The sequence below is a fragment of the Dactylosporangium sp. NPDC049140 genome, from assembly GCF_040648435.1.
The window spans coordinates 59,965-74,589 of the sequence record NZ_JBEZDS010000028.1 but is presented as its reverse complement, the minus strand read 5'-3'; the positions used below and the strand labels follow the sequence as shown (position 1 = coordinate 74,589).

General features: G+C 74.6%; 15 protein-coding genes. 6 read left to right on the top strand and 9 right to left on the bottom strand.

The features are described from left to right. Nucleotides 1-114: 114 nt before the first annotated feature. On the top strand, nucleotides 115-1,587 hold the full coding sequence (locus tag AB0B76_RS35275) for a GH1 family beta-glucosidase (RefSeq protein WP_360383571.1): 1,473 nt from the start codon (nucleotides 115-117) through the stop codon (nucleotides 1,585-1,587). Here the strand turns inward: AB0B76_RS35275 and AB0B76_RS35270 are convergent. Together AB0B76_RS35270 and AB0B76_RS35265 are read right to left on the bottom strand one after the other, a co-directional pair. Further along, nucleotides 1,548-2,213 (bottom strand): response regulator transcription factor, encoded by a 666-nt coding sequence (locus tag AB0B76_RS35270; protein ID WP_360383569.1) that lies wholly within the window; start codon nucleotides 2,211-2,213, stop codon nucleotides 1,548-1,550. The genes AB0B76_RS35275 and AB0B76_RS35270 overlap by 40 nt on opposite strands. Beyond that, on the bottom strand, nucleotides 2,210-3,481 hold the full coding sequence (locus tag AB0B76_RS35265; RefSeq protein ID WP_360383566.1) for a sensor histidine kinase: 1,272 nt from the start codon (nucleotides 3,479-3,481) through the stop codon (nucleotides 2,210-2,212). Before AB0B76_RS35265 ends, AB0B76_RS35270 begins: the two co-directional genes overlap by 4 nt. A gap of 190 nt (nucleotides 3,482-3,671) precedes the next feature. Here AB0B76_RS35265 and AB0B76_RS35260 point away from each other — a divergent pair, with 190 nt between their 5' ends. Genes AB0B76_RS35260 through pth2 form a run of 4 tightly spaced genes read left to right on the top strand, consistent with a single transcriptional unit; the run spans nucleotide 3,672 to nucleotide 6,102 of the window. Further along, nucleotides 3,672-4,184: a DUF1707 domain-containing protein gene (locus tag AB0B76_RS35260; protein ID WP_360383564.1), complete on the top strand. Its 513-nt coding sequence runs from the start codon at nucleotides 3,672-3,674 to the stop codon at nucleotides 4,182-4,184. A gap of 59 nt (nucleotides 4,185-4,243) precedes the next feature. After that, complete coding sequence (locus AB0B76_RS35255) at nucleotides 4,244-4,897, top strand: SDR family NAD(P)-dependent oxidoreductase (protein ID WP_360383563.1); 654 nt, start codon at nucleotides 4,244-4,246, stop codon at nucleotides 4,895-4,897. 43 nt (nucleotides 4,898-4,940) lie between these two features. After that, complete coding sequence (locus AB0B76_RS35250) at nucleotides 4,941-5,750, top strand: metal-dependent hydrolase (protein WP_360383560.1); 810 nt, start codon at nucleotides 4,941-4,943, stop codon at nucleotides 5,748-5,750. 1 nt (nucleotide 5,751) lies between these two features. Continuing rightward, nucleotides 5,752-6,102 (top strand): peptidyl-tRNA hydrolase Pth2, encoded by a 351-nt coding sequence (gene pth2, locus AB0B76_RS35245; RefSeq protein ID WP_360383558.1) that lies wholly within the window; start codon nucleotides 5,752-5,754, stop codon nucleotides 6,100-6,102. On the opposite strand, the gene AB0B76_RS35240 is transcribed toward pth2, so the two are convergent. The 7 genes from AB0B76_RS35240 to AB0B76_RS35210 all read right to left on the bottom strand — a co-directional run bounded on the left by AB0B76_RS35240 (nucleotide 6,077) and on the right by AB0B76_RS35210 (nucleotide 13,183). After that, on the bottom strand, nucleotides 6,077-6,367 hold the full coding sequence (locus AB0B76_RS35240) for a DUF72 domain-containing protein (RefSeq protein ID WP_360383555.1): 291 nt from the start codon (nucleotides 6,365-6,367) through the stop codon (nucleotides 6,077-6,079). The two genes, pth2 and AB0B76_RS35240, sit on opposite strands and share 26 nt — an antisense overlap. Before the next feature lie 7 nt (nucleotides 6,368-6,374). Further along, nucleotides 6,375-8,324, bottom strand: a complete 1,950-nt coding sequence (locus tag AB0B76_RS35235) for a right-handed parallel beta-helix repeat-containing protein (RefSeq protein ID WP_360383552.1) — start codon at nucleotides 8,322-8,324, stop codon at nucleotides 6,375-6,377. A gap of 234 nt (nucleotides 8,325-8,558) precedes the next feature. Beyond that, nucleotides 8,559-9,221: a response regulator transcription factor gene (locus tag AB0B76_RS35230; RefSeq protein WP_360383549.1), complete on the bottom strand. Its 663-nt coding sequence runs from the start codon at nucleotides 9,219-9,221 to the stop codon at nucleotides 8,559-8,561. Further along, on the bottom strand, nucleotides 9,218-10,471 hold the full coding sequence (locus AB0B76_RS35225; RefSeq protein WP_360383547.1) for a histidine kinase: 1,254 nt from the start codon (nucleotides 10,469-10,471) through the stop codon (nucleotides 9,218-9,220). Before AB0B76_RS35225 ends, AB0B76_RS35230 begins: the two co-directional genes overlap by 4 nt. Nucleotides 10,472-10,518: 47 nt before the next feature. Further along, nucleotides 10,519-11,469, bottom strand: coding sequence for a D-alanine--D-alanine ligase (locus tag AB0B76_RS35220; protein ID WP_360383544.1), 951 nt, complete (start codon nucleotides 11,467-11,469; stop codon nucleotides 10,519-10,521). Beyond that, nucleotides 11,466-12,575 carry an alanine racemase gene (alr, locus tag AB0B76_RS35215; RefSeq protein WP_360383541.1) on the bottom strand — a complete coding sequence of 370 codons (1,110 nt, stop codon included), beginning with the start codon at nucleotides 12,573-12,575 and terminating at the stop codon, nucleotides 11,466-11,468. The genes AB0B76_RS35220 and alr overlap by 4 nt, the downstream gene beginning before the upstream one ends. After that, complete coding sequence (locus tag AB0B76_RS35210) at nucleotides 12,572-13,183, bottom strand: M15 family metallopeptidase (protein WP_360383538.1); 612 nt, start codon at nucleotides 13,181-13,183, stop codon at nucleotides 12,572-12,574. The genes alr and AB0B76_RS35210 overlap by 4 nt, the downstream gene beginning before the upstream one ends. A 128-nt stretch (nucleotides 13,184-13,311) precedes the next feature. Between AB0B76_RS35210 and murF the strand changes: the two genes are divergently transcribed. Next, a complete protein-coding gene (gene murF / locus AB0B76_RS35205) occupies nucleotides 13,312-14,616 on the top strand; it encodes a UDP-N-acetylmuramoyl-tripeptide--D-alanyl-D-alanine ligase (protein ID WP_360383535.1) in 1,305 nt (434 codons plus the stop codon). Nucleotides 14,617-14,625 lie beyond the last annotated feature (9 nt).

Genomic DNA, 14,625 nt, shown 5'->3' with positions numbered 1-14,625 from the left:
CACCGACGGCCGCTTCCCGCTCCGGGGGCGGCCGTTTCGTCGTTCGGGGCCGTTTCGTCGTTCGGGCCGGTTCGCCGTTCGTGGCCGTTGTGCCGACCGGCTACCGTCGTTGGGATGCGACGGCGTCACCTGTTCACCCTCGCCGCCGCCGGGGCGGTCGCCGCGGGTTGCTCTCCGGACGATCCGGCCCCGGGCCGCTCCGCCGCGGCCCCCGCCCAGGCCCCCACGCCGGCCGCGGGTCCGCTGCGGTTCCCGGACGGGTTCGCGTGGGGCGCCTCCACGTCGGCGTACCAGATCGAGGGGGCCGCGGCCGAGGACGGGCGCGGGCCGTCGGTGTGGGACACGTTCAGCCACCAGCCGGGGCGCACGCACGGCGGCGACACCGGGGACGTGGCGGCCGACCACTACCACCGGCTCTACGAGGACCTCGACCTCATGAAGGACCTGGGCCTGAAGAGCTACCGGTTCTCGATCTCCTGGTCGCGGGTGCTGCCGCAGGGCCGGGGCGCGCTCAACGCCAAGGGCCTGGACTTCTACCACCGGCTCGCCGACGGGCTGCTCGCCCGCGGGATCACCCCCGTGGCGACGCTGTTCCACTGGGACACCCCGCAGGCGCTGCAGGACCGGGGCGGCTGGGAGCAGCGGGACTGTGCGCAGTGGTTCGCCGACTACGCGCAGCAGATGTTCTACTCGCTCGGCGACAAGGTGACGACCTGGCTGACGCTCAACGAGCCGAAAACGGTGGTGTCGCTCGGGTACGTCACCGGGACCCACGCGCCGGGCATCAAGGACCGCAAGATCGCCAACGTGGCCGGGCACCACCTGCTGCTCGCGCACGGGCTCGCGGTGCGCGCGTTCCGGGCGAGCGGGCGCAAGGGCGGGATCGGCGCGGCGCTCAACCTCTCGCCGGTGTACGCCGCGGACGGCTCGGCCGGGGCGGCGAAGCAGGCGGCCACCCTCGACGTCGAGGAGAACCGGCGCTGGCTCGACCCGGTGCTGCTGGGCAAGTACCCCGACGGGTGGCTCGCGGGCCAGCCGGCGCCCGTCCGCGCGGCGGTCCGCGACGGCGACGCGGCCGTGCTCGGGGAGCGGACGGACCTGCTCGCGGTGCAGTACTACAACCCGGTCTTCGTCGACGCCAAGGGCGGCCGGGTGAAACAGCACCCGACGACGCAGGCGACCTGGCTGGAGGTGTACCCCGACGGCCTGTACGACCTGCTGACCCGCATCAAGCGCGACTACGGCGACATCCCGCTCACGATCACCGAGAACGGCATGCCGACCACGAACGACGTGCAGGACGACGACCGGATCGCGTTCCTGCGCGACCACTTCGCCGCGGCGCACCGGGCGGTCCAGGCCGGGGTACGGCTGCAGGGCTTCCACGTCTGGTCGCTGCTGGACAACTTCGAGTGGGCCGAGGGGTACTCCCAGCGCTGGGGCCTCATCCGCGTCGACCCGGCCACGCGGGACCGGCGGCGCAAGGCCAGCGCCGAGTGGTACCGCGCCGTGATCGCCCGCAACGGCCTCGACGGCGGCGGGAGCGCTCAGCCCAGCCAGCCGGGGCGGACCAGCCCCGCCTCGTAGGCGAAGACGACCAGCTGGGCGCGGTCGCGGGCGCCGAGCTTGATCATGGCCCGGCTCACGTGCGTCTTGGCCGTCGCCGGGCTCACGAAGAGCTTCGTGGCGATGTCCTCGTTGGACAGCCCGGCCCCGACCAGGGCCATGACCTCGCGCTCGCGGTCGGTCAGCGTGTCCAGCGACATGGGGGCCAGCGGGGCGCGGGAGCGGCTGGCGAACTCCTCGATCAGGCGGCGGGTCACGCCCGGGGAGAGCAGGGCGTCGCCTCCGGCCACGGCCCGGACCCCGCGCAGCAGGTCCACCGGCTCGGTGTCCTTCACCAGGAAGCCGCTGGCGCCCACGCGGAGCGCCTCGAAGACGTACTCGTCGAGGTCGAACGTGGTCAGGATGACGATCCGGACGTCGCGGAGGGCGGCGTCGGCCGCGATCTGCCGCGTCGCCTCCAGCCCGTCGAGCACCGGCATGCGGATGTCCATGAGGACCACGTCGGGGCGCGTCCGGGCGGTCAGCCGCACCGCCTCCGCGCCGTCCGCGGCCTCGCCCACCACCTCGATGTCGGACTGGGCGTCGAGCAGGGCGCGGAAGCCGGCCCGCACGAGGGCCTGGTCATCGGCGAGCAGAACCTTTATCACGTCGTCTCTTCCTCGCTCAGGGGGATTGTCGCGCGGACCTCGAAGCCGCCGTCGTCGCGCGGCCCGGCCTCCACCGAGCCGCCGAACGTCGCCGCGCGGTGGCGCATGCCGGCGATGCCGTTGCCGCCCGACTCGGCGGCCGGGCCCGGGGCCGGGGTGGCGGCGCCGACGCCGTTGTCGGTCACGGTGAGGGTCAGCGCGCGCGGGCCGTAGGCCACCACGACCGTGGCCGTCGCCTCCGGGCCCGCGTGCCGGCGCACGTTGGTCAGGGCCTCCTGCACGATGCGGTACGCCGCCCGGTCGACCTGCGGCGGCAGCGCACGCGGCGGGCCGACGGTGTCGACGGTGACCGGCAGCCCGGCGCCGCGGGCCTCGCCGGCCAGGCGCTCCAGGTCGGCGAGGCCGGGGGCGGGCGTGCGCGGGGCCGCCTCGCCGGGGTTGAGCCCGGCCAGGACGGCGCGGGTCTCGCGCAGCGCCTCGGCGCTCGCGTGCTTGATCGCGCTGAGCGCCACGCGGGCCTGCTCCGGCTGCTCGTCCATGAGGTGCAGCCCGACGCCGGCCTGGACGTTGATCAGGGACAGGTGGTGGCCGATGACGTCGTGCAGCTCGCGGGCGATCAGGAGCCGCTCGTCGCTGGCCTGCCGGCGCTGCTGCTCCTTGCGCGCCTTCTCCTCCTCGGCCCGGGCGAGGGCCTCCTGGTGGGCGCGGTCGCGGGCCATCTGGCTGTACCGCAGGCCGCGCGCCCGGGCCGCCTCGCCGAAGACGGAGATGATCAGGCACCACACGCCGATCACCACCAGGCGGGCCAGCGAGGCGTGGGGAAGGACCAGGACGACATAGGAGGTGTACGCCACGATGACGGCCAGCCACGTCAGCCAGCGGAAGCCGGCGTTGAGCGCGCTGAACACCGCCACGAGCGCGGCGATGAAGCCGGGCCCGTTGGGGTACAGCTGCGAGAAGTAGGCGACCGTGGCCGTCAGGGCCCCGGCCAGCGCGAACAGCGGCAGCCGGGTGCGGAACAGCAGCGCGGCCGGGCCGGCGATGAGCAGGAGGTATCCGGTCTCGTCCAGGGTGTGGCCGGTCGAGCCGTAGGCGGCGGCGCGGGTGCCGAAGACCTGTACGAGCGCGAGGAACACCGCGAGCGGCACGGAGTGCGGGCCGCGGAACCTCTGCCCGCGGCGGCGCTCCAGCCGCTCCTCGAAGCGCTTGAGCTTGCGCTCGAGGTGCGCGGCGCGCTCTTCGCTGGCCCACGGCGCGTTTCTCCTCACGGCACAAACCGTAGTGGAGGCGGTTCACCAGCGGCATCGCCTTCCCGGCGCGGCGGCGACTACTCCCGCGGGAGTACACGCCCGGCCCGGCTGCGTCGCCGGAGGTACCGCATGAGCCGTCCCCGGTGCGACGCGCCCGGCGCCGCGCTTGCCGCACGCTGGAGTCCATCAACGGAAGGGGGCCGACGACATGGCCGGCGAGAGGGTGCGCGCCTCGGACGAGGAGCGCGAACAATACGCCAACATGATGCGGGCCGGCATGACCGAGGGCCGGCTCACGCTCGAGGAGGGGGAGGAGCGGCTGGCGCAGGTGTACGCGGCGAAGTTCCGCGACGAGCTGCCGCCGCTCACCGCCGACCTGCCCGAAGGGGGGCGGCGCGGGCTGCACGAGACGCCGGAGGCCCGGGAGCAGTTCGCCCGGGACGGTCGCCGGCACCTGTTCGGCCACGCCGGCTTCGTCGCCGTCGTCGCCGCCGCGCTGACCGGGCTGTGGGCGCTCTCGGGCGCGCACTTCTTCTGGCCGGCGATCCCGCTCTTCTTCATGGTGTTCGGCCTGGCCCGCCATGCGCGCTGGCGGGCCTACGGCGGCCACCCGCGCTTCGGCCGCGGGCCGTGGGGACATCACCACGGGCACGGCCGGGGGGACTGGGGGCGCGGACCGTGGGGGGCCGCGTCCGACCAGAAGCAGGGCTGGAGCCGCTGACAAGGACGGGGGCCGCCGTCGCCACACGGCGGCCCCCGGCGACCCGGGGAGGGGCCGTCGTGTTTGGATCATCCTTTGAGCTCAAGGGCCGGATCGCGGTCGTGCTGGGCGGCTCCGACGGGGTCGCCGCCGCCGTCTGCCGGCTGCTGGCCGAGCGCGGCGCGCGCGTGGCCGTCGTCGGCCCCGACGAGCTGTCCCTCGCCGACCTCGTCGACGAGCTGCGCTGGAACGGCGCCGAGGCGGTCGGGGTCGTCGCCACCGGGCTGGAGTGCGCCGACGCCGCGGCCATGGATGCCGTACGGCACAGTGTCCTCGGCGAGCTCGGCGCGCCCGAGTTGCTCTTCGTGCTGCCCGGCCAACAGCGCGCCGGCGGCTGGCAGCGCACCGTCGACAGTGGACTGACCGCCACCTTCCTGGCGCTGCAGGCGTTCGTGCCCGCCATGGCCGAGTCCGGCACGGGCGCGGTCGTCACGCTCGCGCCCGTGGGCACCGACCCGGCCACCAACGCGGTCGGCGGCGGGGTGACGGCGCTCACCCAGCACTACGCGCGGCTGTTCGCGCTGTCCGGCGTGCGCGCGAATGTCGTGTCCTGGACACCTCGCGAGGCCACCGTGGACGACGCCGCCTATGCGGCCCTCTACCTGGCCTCGGACGCCGCGGCGCGGATGACGGCAACGACACTCGACGTTGCGGGCACATTGATGCGACTGTAGATCCTATGTACGAATGACCGTCCACCTGGGATAGTCACTGCGCATGATGGGCTCCTCGCATGCGCTGTCCGGGGCGGCTGTCTGGTTGACGGGGTCGCTCGCGCTGGAGCAGCTCGGGCACTACCACCAGACGCCGCTCCAGCTCGCCGTCGGCACCGCGATCTGCGCCGGCGGCGCACTCGTGCCCGACCTGGACCTCTCCGGCCGGGTCACCAGCCGGCAGGGCGGCGCGACTGTCGCGCACACGTTCGGCGTCTTCTCGCTGTTCCTCGCCGAGTGCATCGAGAAGTTCTCGCTCGGCGTCTACAAGCTCACGCGCATGAAGTACGACCCGCCGCGGCGCAACGGCCACCGCACGCTCACGCACACCATCGTGTTCAACGTCGGCGTCGGGTACGGCACGCTCGCCCTGTGCCAGGCCTACGGCAAGTGGGCCGTCATGGGCGTGCTCTTCTTCGCCTTCGCCCTCGCCCTGCGCGGCCTGTTCGAGAAGTGGGCCGAGCGCGCCGGCTGGGTCATCGTGACGCTCGCCGCGGCCGGCGCGGCCTTCGTCGTCTACGAGCGGCTGCCCGGCGACCGCGGCTACCCGCTGCTCGGCGTGGCCGTCGGCATCGGCGGCCTCATCCACCTGCTCGGCGACATGATCACCCGGCACGGCTCGCCGATCCTGTGGCCGATCCCGACCGGCCGGCGCATGTGGCGCTGCATCGGCCTGCCGCACCGCATCGCGCTCACCGCCGGCGACAAGACCGAGACGGTCTTCCTGCGCACCGTCTTCGCCACGGTCGCGATCTTCGCGGCCGCGGTACTCGTGGCGCCGGTCCTCATGCGACGCTTCGACCTAACCTTGTGAGATGAGCGAAACCCGGCTCGTCATCGTGATGCGCACCGACCTCGGCATGGGCAAGGGCAAGATGGCCGCGCAGGCCGCCCACGCCGCCGTGATCGCCGCGCTGCGCAGCCAGTCCACCCCGGCCTTCGCCGACTGGTGGCGCGCCGGGCAGCCGAAGGTCGTGCTGAAGGTCGCCGACGAGGACACGCTCGGGCTCGTGGTCGCCGCGGCCGAGGAGGCGCGGCTGCCGGTCGAGGTCGTCCACGACGCCGGGCGCACGCAGGTCGTGTCCGGCACGGCGACGTGCTGCGCGATCGGCCCGGCGCGCCACGACGAGCTGCAGCCGGTCACCGGGCAGCTGTCGCTGCTCTGAACCGGCTCAGGCGGCCATCCGCACGCCCACCAGCTCGGCCAGGCGCGCCCCGTCGCGCTGGGCCTCGCCGGCGGGCGATCGTGTCCTCGATGCGCCGGATCGCGGCCTCGCCGTGGGCGAGCCACGGCGGGAACTGCAGCAGCACCGTCCCGAGCCGCGGGCGCAGCGGCTCCAGGGCCGCGTGGAAGCGGCGCCAGACGGCGTCGACGGTCGCGCCGGGCACGTCGGAGCGGCGGACCGTGCCCGTGGTCGTGTCGGCCTCCACCGGAGGGCTACCAGATCCGGACCCGGCTCCTCCCGGCGGTGAGGCCCGCCACCGGCCCGGCCGCCGCCGGGAAGCCGGGTGGCCGGGTCTCGCCGGTGAGGTCGACGTCCAGGCGGGCAGGGGTGCCGTCCGGCTCCTCGAACTCGGCGTCGGGGAAGCGCACCCGTCCGAGGTCGCGGCCGTCGATCGGGCCGAGCCGGGCGCGGTCGAACTCCGCGGGCAGGTCGGCGGCCAGGTAGCAGGCGTCGTCCTCGGAGTCGATCGACAGTGTCGCCGCGGGCAGGACCACCGCGCCGTGCTCGCCCGCGAACGCCCGGGCGCCCGGTGCGTATACGTTGCCGCGGGCGTAGACGGGCTGCCGCACGCCCGCGAAGCGCTGGTGGTCGCCGGGCGGCTGGGCGTCGATGCGGTCGCGGTACTCCTCGAACGACGCCGGGTGCCCGTCGTAGCCGGCGGTGCCCGCGGTGGCCGGGGCCCTGCCCTCGGCGTCGGGGCCGTAGGCGGCCGCCGGGTCCGCGCCCGCGAAGAGGTTGCCGATCCACCGGTCGTCGCCGCCGAGGATGACCGCGTACCCGGTGACCTGGGTGCTGTGCGGGCGATGGTACGGGGTGGCCCGGTCCAGCACGGGCTCGAGGCGCACGGTACCGAGGACGAGGTTGTGGACGAAGGCCCCGCCCTGGCTGAACACCTCCAGCGCGGCCGGCGATCCGAAGACGTTGTGCTCGACGAGGTACGGGCCGTGGCTGACCTCGACGAAGAGGTCGCGGCGGTTGTCGTGCAGGACGTTGCGGGAGACCCGGGTGCCCTGGGTCTGCCAGTCCAGCCAGACGCCGAGCGAACAGTGGTGGATGTGGTTGTGCCGGATCGTCACGTCGATCGCGGCGTGGAGCTTGATGCCGGCGATCTCGTAGCCGTAGAACTCGCGTTTGACGGCGATGTCGTGGATGTGGTTGTCCTCGATGGTGGAGAACACGCCGCCGAGGTGGCCGACGATGGCGGTCTGCCCGCAGTCGCGGATGGTGTTGCGGCGGATGACGTGGGAGCCGATGGTCTCCTTGTCCCAGCCGTGCTGCACGGCGGTGAAGACGGACTCCAGCTGGTACTGGTAGCCCGGCTTGTCGCCGCGGTCGCTGGCGTAGTTGTGGCCGGTCGACGCCTCCTTGCCGATCGAGACGGCCGAGCACTTCGCATCGTGGATGACGTTGTCCTCGATGATCCAGCCCTTGGCCCAGTTCGGGCCGATGAGGCCGGGCTGGTCGGCGGTCGGCGGCGCCCACGGGGTGGCGGCGTGGGCGAGCTCGAACCCGCGGACGGTGATGTAGTCGAGGTGGTGGGCGTCGGGGTAGAACACGGACCGGCGCACGTTGATCTCGGTCAGCTCGGCGTTGGGGTCGGCGCCCTGGAAGTTGGCCCGGATCGTGGTGGCGTCGGCGCCGACCTCGGCGTACCAGACGTACCTGGTCTGCTCGGGGTCGCCGATCGCGACGGTGGTGCCGGTCCAGTGGTCGAGGACCTCGGTGCGCCGCGGCGGGTCGTCGAGTTCGGCGCGGGAGGCGACCTCGTAGAAGCTGCGGCCGTTGAGGTAGACCTCGCCGAGGTGCTTGTGCGGCGCGCCCTTGCGGTAGACGGTCCAGTCGCCGGCGACCTCCTCGGCGTAGGGGTTGAAGTCGCCGAAGAGGGTGTTCGGCACCGTCGCCCTCCACACGGTGCCGCCGTCGGGCTCCCAGCCGGTGATCCGCTCGGACCCCTTGATGACGACGTGCTCGCCGGCGGCGGCCTGGTAGGTGATACGGCGGGAGTCGCTCAGACCGCCCCGGCGGGGTTTGACCCACTCCCGGTACTGCCCGGCGTGGACGATGACGGTGTCGCCGGCGCGGGCCAGCTCCGCGGCCCGGCCGATGGTGCGCAACGGCCGGGCCGCCGAGCCGTCGGCGGAGTCGGCACCGTCGGTCGCCACGTGAATTTCGGATGTCACAGGTCGGGCCTTTCGTCGGCGTGATGGTCGGGGTCCAGCGGCCGAAGCCGGCGGTGAGTCCGCTGAGCAATTGTCGTCGGCCGATGGCGTACAGCACCACAACGGTGAGCCCGACCCACGCGCGGATGCGCCTGGACGGCCGGCCGCCGCGGTCGTCGCGGATCTCCGGTGCCCTGGCGGGTGGCGCCTGATCCCAGGCGGTGGCTGCGTGCCGCTTCAGACCAGGCCGTGCTCGTAGGCGAACACGACGATCTGGACCCGGTCGCGCAGGGCCAGCTTGCGCAGGATGGCGCCCACGTGGGTCTTGACCGTGGACTCGCTGACGAACACCGTGCCGGCGATCTCCGCGTTGGACAGGCCCCGGGCCACGGCGGTGAACACCTCGCGCTCCTTGTCGGTCAGGCCGAGGAACGCCGCCGGCGGGGCCGTCTCGGCCTGGAACTGCTGGTCCAGCAGGGTGGCCAGGTCCTGCGGGGCGAGCACCGCGTTGCCGCCGTGGACGGTGCGTATCGCGTCGCGCAGCATCAGCGGCGTGGTGTCCTTGAGCAGGAAGCCGCTCGCGCCGTGGCGGATCGCGGTGGCGGCCCGGTCGTCGAGGTTGAACGTGGTCAGCACGATCACGCGGACCGGCTTGGTCCGGCGGGCGACCCGCTCGGGGGTGAAGATCTGCCGGGACGCCTCGACGCCGTCCATGTGCGGCATTCGGACGTCCATGAGGACGACGTCGGGCTGCAGCTCCTCGACGAGGCGGACCGCCTCCACGCCGTCCCCGGCCGCGCCGACCACGCGCATGCCCTCCTGGGCGTCGACGATGACCCGTACCCCCTCGCGGAACAGCTCCTGGTCGTCGACGAGCAGGACGGTGATCTCCTCGCTCATCCCGCGCCGCCCCGGACGGGCACGAACGCGGCGGCGGTGAAGGTGGCGCTCTCGGGCCGCCGCACGTCGAGCCGGCCGCCGATCGCCTCGAGCCGCCGCCGCATGCCGTCCAGGCCGCGCCCGGCGTTGGCGGTCCCGGCGGGATCGGCAGGCTCGGTCGTGTTCGTCACCTCGATGCGCAGGACCCCCGCTCCGCCCCCGGGCGGCCAGCCCCGCTCCACCGTGATGGGCCGATCCCGCCGGCCGTGCTTGATGGCGTTGGTGAGCATCTCCTGCAGCACCCGGTAGGCCACCTCGGCGGCGTCCGGCAGCAGCTGGCGCGGGGCGCCCAGCTCGGTCACGACGATCTCGTGCCCGCCGCTGCGTACGCCCGCGATCAGGCCCTCGAACCGGTCCGCGTCGCCCCGTCCCGTGTCCTGGGTCGAGGAGAGCACCTGGCGCACGTCGCGCAGGGACGAGCGCGCCGAGGTGGCGATCGTCTGCAGCACCTTCTTCAGCCGCTCGGTGTCGTCCAGGTACTGCCCCGACTCGGCCTGCGCCAGGATCACCGCGAGCGAGTGGCCGACGACGTCGTGGACGTCGCGGGCCAGCCGGGTCTGCTGGTCGCGCAGGTGCGCGATCTCGTGGGCGTGCTCCGTCTCGCGCCGGGCCCCGGCGGCGACCTCCTCGGCGGCGAGCATCGCGGTCCGGGAGGTGCTCGCCCGTTCGAGGGAGCGCACCAGCAGCCCGGCGGGCCAGGGCGCGGCGACGACCAGCAGCCCGATCAGCGCCATGGCCAGCCGCAGGGTCGACTCCTCGCGGATGAGGACGCCCAGCCGCGATCCGCCCAGCAGGAGGTGCAGGCTGACGGTGTTGCCGTCGTGCAGGACGAACGCCACGACCACGGCCAGCGGTACCGACAGGGCACTCATCACCACCGTCGGCGGGCGGCCCCAGCGCGCACCGCCGTAGAACACGGCGGTCAGCGCGAACTCGATGAGCATGAGCGGCGCGCCGAACAGCACGTGGAGCAGGCCCAGCCCCCACACCAGCCCGAGCGCCGCCTCCGGCGCGCGGCGGCACAGCGCGACGGCGAAGGCGACGGTCACCGCCTGCGCGAAGCCGACGAGGTTGCCGCCCGTCACCGCCCAGGTCACGAGGGCCTCGGTGAGGCCGAACGCGAGCACGACAATCGCCGTGATCGCCTCGGGCAACCACGGGCGCCAGTCGGTCTCGGTCATCGGGTCTTCCAGGTACGCGGGTCGGGTCACCTCAAGCGAACCATCCGCACGGCCCGTCCGGCAAAGCAACGGCGAGGTCAGGCCGGCAGCGCATCGCGCACCAGCAGGTCGAGCAGCGCGGCAAAGGACATTCCGGTCGCGGCGAACATTCTGGGCACCTGCGACTGCGCGGTGAAGCCCGGCGTCGTGTTCACCTCGTTGAGGACCGGCCCCTGCGCGGTGAGGAAGAAGTCGACCCGGGCCACCCCGGCGCAGCCCAGGGCGTCGTACATGCTCACCGCCGCCCGCTCGAGGTCCTTGCGGTCGGCCTCGTCCAGCGGCGCCGGGATGCGGAAGTCGGGCGCGCCGCCGTACTTGGCGGCGTGGTCGAAGATCTCCCCGTCGGGCACGACGATCTCCAGCGCCGGCGCCACGACCCGCGATCCGTCCCGGCGGCCCAGCACGGCCACGTCGATCTCCCGGCCGGTCACGAGGTCCTCCACGAGGACCCGGGCGTCGTGGGCGAACGCGGCGTCCAGCGCCGGCCCGAGCCCGGCCGCGTCGCGCACCAGGGTGACCCCGAGGCTGGAGCCGGCGGCGACCGGCTTGACCACGACCGGATGCGTGAAGGTGTACGCGTCCGCGCCGGCCCGGGTCAACAGCCGCCCGGGCGCCGTGGCGATGCCGAGCGCGCCGGCGACGAGCTTGGTGGCCCACTTGTCCATCCCCAGCGCGCCGGCGCCCAGCGGCGATCCGACCCACGGCACGTCGGCCAGGTCGCACAGCGCCGCCAGCGTGCCGTCCTCGCCGTGCGGGCCGTGCAGCATCGGGAAGGCCACCGCGCAGGAGCGCAGGGCGTGCACCGCCCCGGCCAGCGCGATCGGGCGGTCCTCCCGGTCCCGCCAGACGCCGGCGGGGTCGATGGTGAGGCGGACGGCGTCGTAGCCCGCCTGGTCCAGGGTGTCGGCGACCGCGGCGGCCGAGGCGAGGGAGACCTCGTGCTCGCAGTTGCGGCCACCGCCGATCACGGCGACGCGGGTGCTGGTCATGGTGCGCTCCTCCGGTGCAGGCGGGCGCTGAGGCCCGTGACGATCTCGTGTTCGAGGGTTTCGGCCCAGCGGGCCCATTGCGCCGTGGTCGGCTCGCCGTGCTCGCCCGGGCCGAAGACGGTCACCGGGTCCCCCACGGCGGCCGGGCTGTCGCGGCCCAGGTCGACGACGGTCATGTCCATGGAGATCCGGCCGGCCACCGGGCGGCGCCGGCCGCCGGCCCAGACCTCGGCGCGGCCCGAGGCCAGCCGGGGGAGGCCGTCGGCGTAGCCGACCGGGATCAGGCCGAGCCGGGTCGCGCGCCGGGCCGTCCAGGTGTGCCCGTAACCGACCGCGGTGCCGGCCGGGACGCTGCGGACGGTCACCAGCGGGGCGGTCAGGGTCAGGGCGGGCCGCAGCCGCAGCGTGCCCGACTCGTCGATGCCCACCAGCCCCGCCCCGATACGGCTCATGGTGTGGTGCGACAGCGGATCGCTGAGCGTGGCGGCCGTCGCGGCGAGGTGGTGGTCGGCCGGGCGCAGGCCGGCCGCCCGGGCCACCTGCAGGCCCCAGGCGAACCGGTTGCGCCCCGACGCGTTCGCGGCGTGGCCGGGCCGGTCGGCGCAGGGCAGGTGGCCCATGACCCCGACGACCTGTAATCGGCCGTCCCGCTCGGCCCGCCGGGCGGCGCGGCAGAGCCGGTCCCACTGGGCGGGCTCGGCGCCGTCCCGCCCCATGCCGGTGTCCAGCTGCAGGTGGATGCGGGCCCCGGGGGCGGTACGCGCGATCGCATGCAGGTGGTCCAGGCCGGGCACGCCCAGCTCGATGCCGAGCGCCACCGCCGCGGCGAAGTCGGCGTCCAGCGGGTTGAGCCAGCTCAGGACCCGCTGGGTCAGGCCCGCCGCACGCAGCGGCCGCGCCTCGTCGATGCTGGTGACGCCGAGGCGGGTGGCGCCCCCGGCGAGCGCGGCCCGCGCGACGTCGACCTGGCCGTGGCCGAAGCCGTCGGCCTTGACCACCGCCATCAGCTCGCCGGCCGTACGGGACCGGATCGTGCGCACGTTGGCGGTGACGGCGCCCAGGTCGACCTCGAGCGTCGCCTGCGGGCGCAGCGCCAGCAGGCTCACCGGGACACGGGGCCGTACAGGGCGACCACGGCGTCGGTGGCCAGCGCCCAGTAGCGGTCGCCGTAGGAGTAGTGCCACCACTCGGTGGGGTAGTTGACCAGCCCTTCCCGGCCCAGCACCCGGGCGAGCAGGTCCCGGTTGGCCCGCGCCTCGCGGCTGATCCCCTCGGCGGCGAAGTAGCAGCGGCCGCCGGACGCCTCCGGGGTGGCGTCGATCGCGGTACCCAGGTCGAGCTCCCGCCCGGACGCGTCGGCCAGGGTCACGTCGACCGCCGCCCCGGCCACGTGCGGCGCCACCGCGAGCGGGGCGACGTACCGGCTGGTGAGGGTGTGCAGCTCCGGCTCGCCGATGTCGGGCCGGACGGCCCGGAGCTCGGCCGAGTAGCGCTCGATGATCGCCTGCTGCCGGTACGCCGGCCGGTAGCCCTCCACCACACGCAGGTGCACCCCCGCGGGCAGGGCGGCCCGCGCGGTGCCCAGGCGAGCGGCCAGCTCGCGGCGGACCAGGGCCCGGCCGGGTCCGAAGCCGGGGTCGAGGGCGACGAGGGGCTCGTCGACGTCGCAGACAGGAACGGCGGACACCCGTGGATCGGAGAGCAGGACGGTCATGGTCAACACGGTGACCGGCGGGCCCGCCCCGGGGCCTCCGTCTGAGGTGCCGATGATCGGTCCTCAAGGCGGAGCCGCCGGGCCCGGGGGAGGAGGCCGGCCGGCCCCGTTCCGCCCAGGATCGAGCCATGATCCCGCTCAGCCTGGCCCAGATCGCCGCCGTCACCGGGGGCACCGTGTGCGGTGATCCCACGCTCGTGGTCACCGGCCCGGCGTACCTCGACAGCCGCGCGCCGCACCCCGGGGGCCTGTTCGTGGCCATCGCCGGCGAGCGGGCCGACGGGCACGCCTTCGCCGCCGGCGCCCACGCCGTCCTCGGCTCGCGCCCGACCGGCCGCCCGACGGTCGTCGTGGCCGATCCCGTGGTCGCCCTGGGCCGGCTGGCGCGGCACGTGGTCGCGGCGGTGGCGCCGACGGTGCTGGCGGTGACCGGCTCGCACGGCAAGACCACCACCAAGGACTACCTCGCGGCGCTGCTGCCCGGCGCGGTGGCGACCGCGGGCAACCAGAACAACGAACTAGGTGTACCGATGACCGCCCTGCGACTGCGCCCGCGCGACGAGTTCCTGGTGCTGGAGCTGGGCGCGCGGGGCGTGGGGCACCTCGCCTACCTGTGCGACATCGCGCCGCCACACGTCGGGGCCGTGCTGGGGGTCGGGTCCGCGCACGTGGGCGCGTTCGGCTCGCTGGAGCTGACCGCGGCGGCCAAGGGCGAGCTGCCGGCCGCGCTGCCCGGCGCCGGGGTCGCGGTCCTCAACGCCGACGACCCGCGGGTGGCCGGGATGCCGACGCCCGCACGGGTGCTCACCTTCGGCCTCCGGGGCGACGTGACCTGGCGCGACGTACGCCTCGACCGGCTGGCCCGGCCGTCGTTCGCGCTCGGGTACGCGGGCGCGTGGCAACCGGTGCGCCTGCAGCAGTCGGGCGCCCACCAGGTGGTCAACGCCGCGGGCGCCGCGGCGGTGGCCCTGGCCGCCGGCGGCGACCTGCCGGCGATCGCGCGGCGGCTCAGCGCGGTCGAGCGCGCCTCCCCGATGCGGATGGCGGTGTCCCGGCGCGACGACGGGCCGATCGTCATCGACGACACCTACAACGCCAACCCGGAGTCGATGCGCGCCGCGCTGCGGGCGCTCGTGTCGATCGGCCGCGGGCGCGCGGGCCGGACGGTCGCCGTCCTGGGCGAGATGCGGGAGCTGGGCCCGGCCTCCGCGGCGGCCCACGCCGAGGTCGGCGCCTTCGCGCGCGCCGCCGGCGTGGACGTGGTGCTGGCGGTGGGCGCGGCGGCCCACCCGGCCGGCGGGATCGGTCTCGGCGACATCCCGGCCGCCGTGGCCTGGCTGGAGGAGCACCTGGGGCCGGACGACACCGTGCTGGTCAAGGCGTCGCGCGCGGCCGGGCTCGACGTCGTGGCCCGGGCGCTCGCCCGGGTTTAGCCGCCGCGC